Origin of the sequence: Bartonella sp. AA81SXKL (genome assembly GCF_042196945.1) — a bacterium.
Taxonomy (GTDB): Bacteria; Pseudomonadota; Alphaproteobacteria; order Rhizobiales; family Rhizobiaceae; genus Bartonella.
Genome location: NZ_JBHIRH010000029.1, coordinates 1 through 7,873, shown reverse-complemented (window position 1 = coordinate 7,873; position 7,873 = coordinate 1). Strand labels below are relative to the sequence as shown.

Sequence of the window (7,873 nt, the reverse complement as noted above, 5' to 3'; positions counted from 1 at the left end):
GGTGGTTACACCACAAAAATAGAGTGCGAACTTTTTGATAAAGCGCAAGAAGATGCGGCTGGAAACGTTGCAAACACCACACCAGACAAGGACGATACCCTTGATCCAAACGCTCCACCAAACGCATGCGACGAAGGTGAAGGCGTCATCCATATGGATGAGGAAGATATAAATTAGCAAAAATATCAAAAAATTATCAGGAGTTACTTGACAATGTGGCGACAATATGAATAATCGAATCAGGTGCCTCAAAAACACCTTAAAACATCTAGCGGATTGGTTGCCGAAATAATCAATCTTCTGAACATTAAAGATTTTGACTCATTATATGCCGTGGCATATAAAGGTCTTGTCGGGTGTGGTTATGCTATACAATACCCTTTTGGGAAAGGCATAACGACGGACTAGATGCCGTGTTTTTGAGCACCCGGCACTCTCTATTGAGTGTCAATCAAAAACTTTAACATCTAGGAGTTCATCATGAACACTCTTATAAAAATATCAGAACAAAATATTGGTCAAGAAACTGTTCAAACTGTTAACGCACGTGAATTGTATATATTTTTAGAAGTCAACTCTAAATTTGCAGATTGGATTGTACGCCGTATTAAAGAATATGGATTTTTGGAAAATCAAGATTATGGTTTTACGTTTCTCAAAAATGAGAAACGTAAAAATGTTATAAGTAAAGAATATCATCTCACCCTAGACATGGCAAAAGAGCTCTCAATGGTTGAACGCAATGAGAAAGGACGTCAAGCACGCCGTTATTTTATTGAGTGTGAAAAGAAACTAAGAAGCCAAGCGGTTGATTATTGTGATGATATACGTTTTGCTTTCCCAAAAGATTGGGATAAAATGTCTCCAACTAAAAAGGCTGTTTACATTTATGGACCTCTTCACATGCATCTTGTTAAAGCCTTTACACAAGTAGAAGAGAGCAAGCACTACAAAGCCGTAATCAAAGAAGCAAAACAGGTCTTAGAAAGATCTGTTTTGAAAGCTGCATAAGTAAAAAATATGCCTCCTTCCCCATCTTTAAAGGTGGGGAGTGGTTAATACACTAAAGTTACACGTGTGGAACGGGTCGTTCAAGAGGCTGTACAGCTAAACGAAAGCCCATGGTACGCAGTAAAGCATTCAAGCTGCGGAACTCTGGATTGCCTTTTTCTGAAAGTGTACGGTAAAGTTGGGTTGGGTTCAAGTTGGCTGCTTTAGCTACAGCTTGAACACCACCATAAGCTTTGGCCATTTGGCGTAGAGTTACAAGCAGTTCCCCCTGATCACCATCTGCTAGGATTGCATCAAGGGTAGCTGCTGCCAACTCAGGGTCATCATGGAATATTTCTGCCATTGCATCATCATGGCTACGATCTTTCATCTTTGCACTCCTTAATCTTCACGGTTTTGCCAATCGTACCAACAAGCACATGCACGAGTGATATCGGTGTCTTGTGTTTTTTTGGTACCACCGCATAATAACAATAATACAGTCTTTCCAGACTGAGCATAATAAATTCGGTAACCAGGACCAATATTCATACGCAGTTCATAGACACCATCACGAAGCGGCTTGAAATCGCCAAAATTTCCTTGCTCTAAACGATTAAGACGGCGAATAATTGCAGTTTTAGCCTGCACATCACGGAGCTTTCGCAGCCAATCAGCTATCAAGTCTTTGCCATCAGAGGTAAGGTAGTGACGTATTTCAAACATAATGTATATTCGTTTATAAACGAATATTTGTCAAGAGCGAAAGAAATTTATTTTTAGATTTTCACTCAGCCCCGCCTTGTGTGGGGCTTTTTTATGGAGAAGCATATGAGAACAATATCACCAGAAGGGCTAGCACTGATTAAACAATGGGAAGGCTTGCGTTTGAATGCCTATAAAGATGCCATTGGGGTGTGGACAATCGGTTATGGACATACAAACAATGCTGGAAAACCTTTTGTTCATAAAGGTATGGCAATCACTGAAAAACAAGCAGAAGAACTTCTTTGCCAAGACTTAAGACAATTTGAAAATGCCGTTGAACAAGCCGTTCAAGTTTCTTTAACCGATGAACAATTCGCGGCTTTAGTCTCCTTTTGCTATAATGTAGGAACAACAGCCTTTTGTAACTCGACACTGTTAAAAAAGCTCAATCAAGGTGAATATGAAGCTGTCCCTGCAGAGCTACAGAAATGGACCAAAGCAGGCGGAAAGCGTCTTGAAGGTCTCGCACACCGGCGTGCAGCAGAAGCAGGCTTGTGGGCGAAAGGTGCTTTTGTTTCCTCTAACTACCAAACCGTAGAAACGCAAGCACCAACAGGGCTTTTTAAAGCTGAAGCTCTTGCACCAGTTATTGGTTCTTTTTCAGGGCTTGGAGGCTTATTAGCAGGCAATGGTCCAGTGCAATGGGCGCTCGCCACTATCATGGTTTTAGCCGCATGTGCTGGCATTTTCTTTGTTGCTAAACGTTTTCAGGAACACCGTTTATGATCTTATGGATGAAAAGAAATCTACTGTTAATAGGCGCGGCTTTAGCTGCTTTTTTTATGATTTTAGCAAGAGCTTTTACTCTTGGGAAAAAAGCAGAGCAACAAAAGCAAACAGAAAAAGCTTTAAAAGCAGCCACAACACGTCTGGAGGTGGAAAGTGAAGTTAATCAAAAAAGTGATGCTGATGTGCGTACTGCTCTCTCTGACTGGTTGCGCGACAAATAAATATGCTTCTTCTTGTATTGGCTGGTTGCCAATTTATTTAAGCCGGAAAGATCTGAACACCATCAGTTCAAACTTAGCAAGAGAGATCTTAAAGCACAATAATCTAGGTGAACACGTGTGTGGGTGGAAACATGGCTAGAAAAAAAACACAAGACGATATAGAGCTTACAGAAGCAGAAAAAGAAATACTTCAAGAAATCATCATGACCTACAAAAGTATAAAAGTGATGTCTCGTTATACGAAATGGATTGTACTCATTATACTCTTATTAGCGCTTGATTTTTCACGTATTATAGATGCATTAGTAAGTATTTTTACACAAAAACCAAATATCCAACTCTAAACATACTCTGAGACGCGCGAAATTCTTTAGAAAATGATTTCTTAATTTTGCTCGTCTCATGGAGGCGATAGAGAATGTCTTCGCCCATTTAAAATAGTGGTTCTCAAAGAGTTAAACACACCAAACCTTTCCTTAAAATATGAAATTGACTGACAGCAATCAAACTTTCAAAGCTTGTAGAGAGAACAAATTTTGTTTATGAAAGCAGCTAAGCCACGTTACAAAGTGATGTTATATTCTGTTCTAATGATTGTGGAATTTTGATCTTTGGTGAGAAAATCATCAGTTCTTGAGCTTGTCTCTTATTTTGTAGAGAATACCGTATATTAAATTCTATTTTAGGATATTGATTGTACAAGAATTTAATTTCTTCTACGTTGTCATAAGTAATTAACCAAAGCGCATTCACATGTTTAGAAATGATACTTTCTAAATCGCAATGATCTTTAGCTTTATAAAATGAAGTATACAGCTCTTTTCCTTTTTTAAAATAAGGAGGGTCCATATAAAAAAAGGTGTTTTCATCAGTTCCATAACGCAGCAAAAATTCCTGTGCATTTAAACGAGTTAAATATATCCTATCTTTTTGTACACTTATATTTCTAATCCGGCTAATTAAGTCCCTTTTGTTGAATCTACAGTTTATTTTGTAACTCCCAACTTGTTGTTTTCCTCCAATAGGACCAGCATTTTTAATGATTCCAGATCTGTTTGTGCGATTCAAAAAAAATGCAGCAAACCCAACGCTAAGCACGTCTGCGTTTTCAGGAGAAATTTCTTTTTGTTTATACCACTCTTCTAAGTTAATGGTCGTTGTATTGATTTTTTCTATTAATTCTTCTGTCTTGTGCAAAACACAATACCAAAAACTCCAAATAAACGGATCAATATCATTAATGTAGATATCTTTAACATCGTTATTTAAAAGAAAATTTAGAGCCAATCCGCCCCCACCAGCAAAAGGCTCACGATAAGAACATCCATTTAATCCATTTTTCTCAAAAATTTCTTTGATTCTTCCATAGAGTACAGCCTTGCCACCAGGATACCTTAATGGAGAATAATTATAAGCCATCTCTGTAAACCTTACAGTATTAAAACAAAGCCATGTTATCATATTTTGTTCATATTGGCCAGCAATGGCTAAAGCATTTGACGAGCATTCTGCAATTTTTTGTCATACACTTCATTGATTAATTGCATTAACACTGGCTTTAATACTTGTATATCACTGAGAACCTCTAGATAACTCAAGGGTGCTGAACGGAAGGCATGTTTAGCTGTATTGGCTTGCATTCTAACCTTCGCTAGAGTGTCTAAAATAGCTTTCTCATTTTCATTTATATACTGTGTATCGTCAAGTTCGGTTTTTAATAATCGACAATACTTTGAAAACTTATCCTTTAAAAAATTATCAAAAGATTTGTTTTCTCGGCCTAAAAAGCCTGTCAGCCCTTCGAATAAACAACTAAACGCTATATACACAAGAGGTGTATCAGCGTCAGTACCTAATTTTTTTACTGAAGAATATATACTGATGGGTTTTATAATACCTAATTTCTGCAACTGATCTGCAATTTCTTCATCATAAATGCGGCGAAATAATTTTTGTTTTGGATAATTTCCATCTTTATTCGCATCGCTTGTAGGTAGATTATCTTTTCTTTTAGAATACTCTGTTTCTTTTTTATCCTTGCCTTTTCTAGCAAGCTTTTTAGAAGAACTAAATAAATTAGTTAGATTAGAAGAATCAAATGATTTAGTTAGACCAAATTTGCGAGATAAGATTTCAAAATATTTTTCTATATCTTTTCTATTATTGCAAGAACGAGAATTTATCTTTTTTTTAAGTATATCTTGTACAAATTGTTTCAAAAAATTATCAAGTGCAGAATTTTCTTCATATGAACATGAAAAGATGAGCTTGTCCTCCAACTGATTATAATAAATTCCAGTATACTCAAAAAAAGTTGTTTTAGAAATCAAACGTGTGACAGTCGTTATCTCATAATCTAATGAAGGATCCTCCAACAGATGATTCAATAATAGGTATGCAAATCTATTCGGATTGTCTGGCGAATAACGTGACTTTTGTATAGCATTCCATGGCTTCACACCTTTTCCATTATTTTGACCTAAATGCTTTATCTCCATCCAGTGATTTGCTTCTTTTATGTCAGAAGCAATAGCACATTCTACAGAAGTTATGTGAATTTTACGGTCAGCACTATATTTAGCGATCTTTTTACCTAGATGCTCTGGAGCTAGACTTGGATTATCAAGAAGTTTGAGCGCAGCAAGCCGCCGATTACCTTCTTTAACAACGTACTTCTCTCCATCTTGTATTACCATAAGCTTTTCAAATGGAGACAACCCGTTTTCAGCAATATCTTCGGCCAATTCCAAAATTTTTTCTGTAATACAAAGAAAATTTATAGCATCCTTTTCACTTGTGAATCTGGGAATTCTAGGATTTTCTAGATCAAGTTTAAGTGTTTTTAAAGAAAATTCTTTAGTGTTTATCATTACTCTTAACCAACAATACAAAATATCGAATCATAATATTAACATGGTAAACTGACAAATATTCTATATTAAAGTCTACTTTATATATGAATCACACTTTGGAATCTCTCTTTAATCTTCTCTAGCTAAAAGGCGAGTAATGTTTTAAACATCGTCCAACTTTTTCCTTTTATTTCAAAGTGAAGTAAACGTAAATGCTGCAAAAGAATCCAGTTCAGGCACTTACATCATTTGAGAAAAATTTCTGAGAAAAGACTCTCTATTTTTAATTTTGTCAAGCCTTTCCTGATATAAAAGACGCCCATTGTTCCAAGAGAACATGTCGCTGTTCTAAAAAATCCGTTCGCATGTAGGCTTTCGTCACTGAACTCCCAACTGTATGTGCAAGAACAGTTTCGGCAATCTCAAATGGTGTTGACGTTGTCTCTGCTATCCAATCCCGTAAGCTTGACCGAAAACCATGGGGACGATAAGTCAAACCACAAACTGTCATATACTTTGCCATGGTGGCATCAGAAATGGGGTTGCCTCTAAGACCAGAAAAGAGAAAACCATTCTTTTCAAAGGGGAGAGTTTTTTCAATAACTCTCAAAGCTTCATCACTTAGTGGCACGCGAAAGTCTGAAACTTTCCCTACAATACCTTTCATGTTTTCTTTTGGTATCGTCCATATATTTTTGTCAATTTGTTCAAGACGCAAATAGCGCAATGGATATGACCGTGCGCCTGTCAAAATCAATAACTTCAGTGCTAAATTTGAAAGGATCTTATCATCCAAGCTTTGATAAAATGCCGGAACCTCTTGCCATGGCATAGCAGGAATATTTGTTGATGTAGCACGTGGTTTTCCTAAAAGAGCGCGTGCTTTCATACAAGCCTGTAAATCAACATCTAAACCAAGAGCCGCAGCATATTTCAAGCAAATATTGATACGGTTAAGTGCTTTTCGCGCTGTGTCTGCTTTTTCATGCCAAAGGGGCGCGAGAACATTGCGAATGATATTGGCTGTTAATTTTTCTATAGGTAAATTACCTATGTGTGGAATCACGTGCAACTCTAGTGGAGAAAACCAGCGACCGTTTTTACCTTCATTTTTCAACTCTGCTTTTTTGCTTTCAAAAGCCGCTTTTGCAATTTCTTGAAAAATATTGCTTTGCTGTTTTAAAATAGTCTGTTCTCGAAAGACAATAGGATCATTGCCTTCTTTAAGAATATCACTATAATATCTTGTAAGCTCACGCGCTTCTTTTAAAGAGAGTTTCGTAACAGGACCAAGTCCCATTTCACGGCGCTTATTGTGGTGCGTATAGCGAAAAAACCAAGAGCGTGTATTGTCTTTTCGAACATTCAACCACAACCCTGCCCCGTCACAATATTTACCCTGCGGAGACGTCTTTACGAATGATGCTGATAACCGATGAATCGCCCTCACTTAACGTCCCCTCTCGTCCACCTTTTTGGGTCCACCTTTTAGACCACCTTTAATTTCTGATTTGAGATTTTTTCTTTAATACTTACTTTTTTTATTGAATCATAAAAAGCTATAGACATCAATACGCCCTTACACATCTTTATATACTTTGAATCTTGTTGCTAAGCCCCTGCTTGCCGCGTCTGGGCACCATACTCTTCTTTGTTATATGTAACCTATTGTTTTTACTGATGTAGCTTGCCAGCGGGTTTTGTATATTTTGCCACTAGGTTTTGTACCAATTTATTTTTTTTCAAAGAGTTTTAAAGGTGTTCTCAAAGGGTCTTCAAAGACCTTATCTAAAGGGTATTTAAAGCCTCTTTTTTTTTCTGCTCAAAATCGCAATTTTTGATGATCAATCATTGAGTTGGAATCGTATTATTTGAGAAGCAGTGTGCATAAAATGGTATGACTTCTTTTAGCATAAATTGACTGATGATTTTTCTGTATCCTAAGTACATTATTCAGGACATTATTAAAAAGAGAAGCGTTTAAGCAATTCGGTCAACTTGACAGAATTCCTTTTCAGTATGCAATTGTGCAATGTTTTCATCATTACTCCTTTAAGGAATTGGGTAAACAATACCTTATTGCTGTACTCATGCAATTGGATCAACTTGATCCTATTTCTCGTTTTAGCAATTGGGACAAGTTGTCCCTATTCCTCTAAATGCCCTTCATCACCAATCAAAGGGTAAACATTACCCTTTGATTTTCTGTCACTCAGAGGTTTCCTTTTCTCCTGCCTCTTTTCCCTTGTTTGGTGCCTCGAGTGTGATTTCTGTGGTGTATCCGCTTTGTTTTTCATAGCGGTGGGTGACGGT

General features: G+C 36.9%; 9 protein-coding genes and 2 pseudogenes. 5 read left to right on the top strand and 6 right to left on the bottom strand.

All coding sequences use genetic code 11. The annotated features are described in order from the left end of the window. Positions 1 to 177: pseudogene (locus ACFINZ_RS08655) on the top strand (late control protein); the annotation flags it as partial. A 303-nt stretch (positions 178 to 480) separates the two neighbouring features. Then, positions 481 to 1,011, top strand: coding sequence for an antA/AntB antirepressor family protein (locus tag ACFINZ_RS08650; RefSeq protein ID WP_375683303.1), 531 nt, complete (start codon positions 481 to 483; stop codon positions 1,009 to 1,011). A 58-nt stretch (positions 1,012 to 1,069) separates the two neighbouring features. Here ACFINZ_RS08650 and ACFINZ_RS08645 read toward each other — a convergent pair whose 3' ends face one another. Next, entirely contained in the window at positions 1,070 to 1,381 is a 312-nt protein-coding gene (locus tag ACFINZ_RS08645; protein WP_375683302.1) for a DNA-binding protein, read from the bottom strand. Between the two features lie 11 nt (positions 1,382 to 1,392). Beyond that, a complete protein-coding gene (locus ACFINZ_RS08640; RefSeq protein WP_012230755.1) occupies positions 1,393 to 1,716 on the bottom strand; it encodes a type II toxin-antitoxin system RelE/ParE family toxin in 324 nt (107 codons plus the stop codon). 105 nt (positions 1,717 to 1,821) lie between these two features. On the opposite strand from ACFINZ_RS08640, the gene ACFINZ_RS08635 reads away from it, so the two are divergent. The 3 genes from ACFINZ_RS08635 to ACFINZ_RS08625 all read left to right on the top strand — a co-directional run bounded on the left by ACFINZ_RS08635 (position 1,822) and on the right by ACFINZ_RS08625 (position 3,052). Next, the gene (locus ACFINZ_RS08635) at positions 1,822 to 2,484 is read left to right on the top strand and encodes a lysozyme (RefSeq protein WP_375683301.1); all 663 of its coding nucleotides are present in this window, start codon (positions 1,822 to 1,824) and stop codon (positions 2,482 to 2,484) included. After that, positions 2,481 to 2,708 (top strand): hypothetical protein, encoded by a 228-nt coding sequence (locus ACFINZ_RS08630; protein ID WP_375627820.1) that lies wholly within the window; start codon positions 2,481 to 2,483, stop codon positions 2,706 to 2,708. Before ACFINZ_RS08635 ends, ACFINZ_RS08630 begins: the two co-directional genes overlap by 4 nt. Positions 2,709 to 2,839: 131 nt before the next feature. After that, entirely contained in the window at positions 2,840 to 3,052 is a 213-nt protein-coding gene (locus ACFINZ_RS08625) for a hypothetical protein (protein ID WP_375662167.1), read from the top strand. 208 nt (positions 3,053 to 3,260) lie between these two features. Here ACFINZ_RS08625 and ACFINZ_RS08620 read toward each other — a convergent pair whose 3' ends face one another. From ACFINZ_RS08620 to ACFINZ_RS08605, 4 genes and pseudogenes are all read right to left on the bottom strand, one after another. Beyond that, the gene (locus ACFINZ_RS08620) at positions 3,261 to 4,127 is read right to left on the bottom strand and encodes a DNA adenine methylase (RefSeq protein WP_375683299.1); all 867 of its coding nucleotides are present in this window, start codon (positions 4,125 to 4,127) and stop codon (positions 3,261 to 3,263) included. 68 nt (positions 4,128 to 4,195) lie between these two features. After that, positions 4,196 to 5,578 (bottom strand): ParB/Srx family N-terminal domain-containing protein, encoded by a 1,383-nt coding sequence (locus ACFINZ_RS08615; RefSeq protein WP_375683298.1) that lies wholly within the window; start codon positions 5,576 to 5,578, stop codon positions 4,196 to 4,198. A gap of 274 nt (positions 5,579 to 5,852) precedes the next feature. Then, positions 5,853 to 7,010 (bottom strand): tyrosine-type recombinase/integrase, encoded by a 1,158-nt coding sequence (locus ACFINZ_RS08610; RefSeq protein WP_375662166.1) that lies wholly within the window; start codon positions 7,008 to 7,010, stop codon positions 5,853 to 5,855. 758 nt (positions 7,011 to 7,768) lie between these two features. Next, positions 7,769 to 7,873 (bottom strand): annotated as a pseudogene (locus ACFINZ_RS08605) (late control protein); the annotation flags it as partial.

Excerpts from the sequence above, each read along its gene's own strand:
- ACFINZ_RS08650 (WP_375683303.1), top strand. The coding sequence starts at position 481 with ATGAACACTCTTATAAAAATATCAGAACAAAATATTGGTCAAGAAACT.
- ACFINZ_RS08645 (WP_375683302.1), bottom strand. The coding sequence starts at position 1,381 with ATGAAAGATCGTAGCCATGATGATGCAATGGCAGAAATATTCCATGAT.
- ACFINZ_RS08640 (WP_012230755.1), bottom strand. The coding sequence starts at position 1,716 with ATGTTTGAAATACGTCACTACCTTACCTCTGATGGCAAAGACTTGATA.
- ACFINZ_RS08635 (WP_375683301.1), top strand. The coding sequence starts at position 1,822 with ATGAGAACAATATCACCAGAAGGGCTAGCACTGATTAAACAATGGGAA.
- ACFINZ_RS08630 (WP_375627820.1), top strand. The coding sequence starts at position 2,481 with ATGATCTTATGGATGAAAAGAAATCTACTGTTAATAGGCGCGGCTTTA.
- ACFINZ_RS08625 (WP_375662167.1), top strand. The coding sequence starts at position 2,840 with ATGGCTAGAAAAAAAACACAAGACGATATAGAGCTTACAGAAGCAGAA.
- ACFINZ_RS08620 (WP_375683299.1), bottom strand. The coding sequence starts at position 4,127 with ATGGCTTATAATTATTCTCCATTAAGGTATCCTGGTGGCAAGGCTGTA.
- ACFINZ_RS08615 (WP_375683298.1), bottom strand. The coding sequence starts at position 5,578 with ATGATAAACACTAAAGAATTTTCTTTAAAAACACTTAAACTTGATCTA.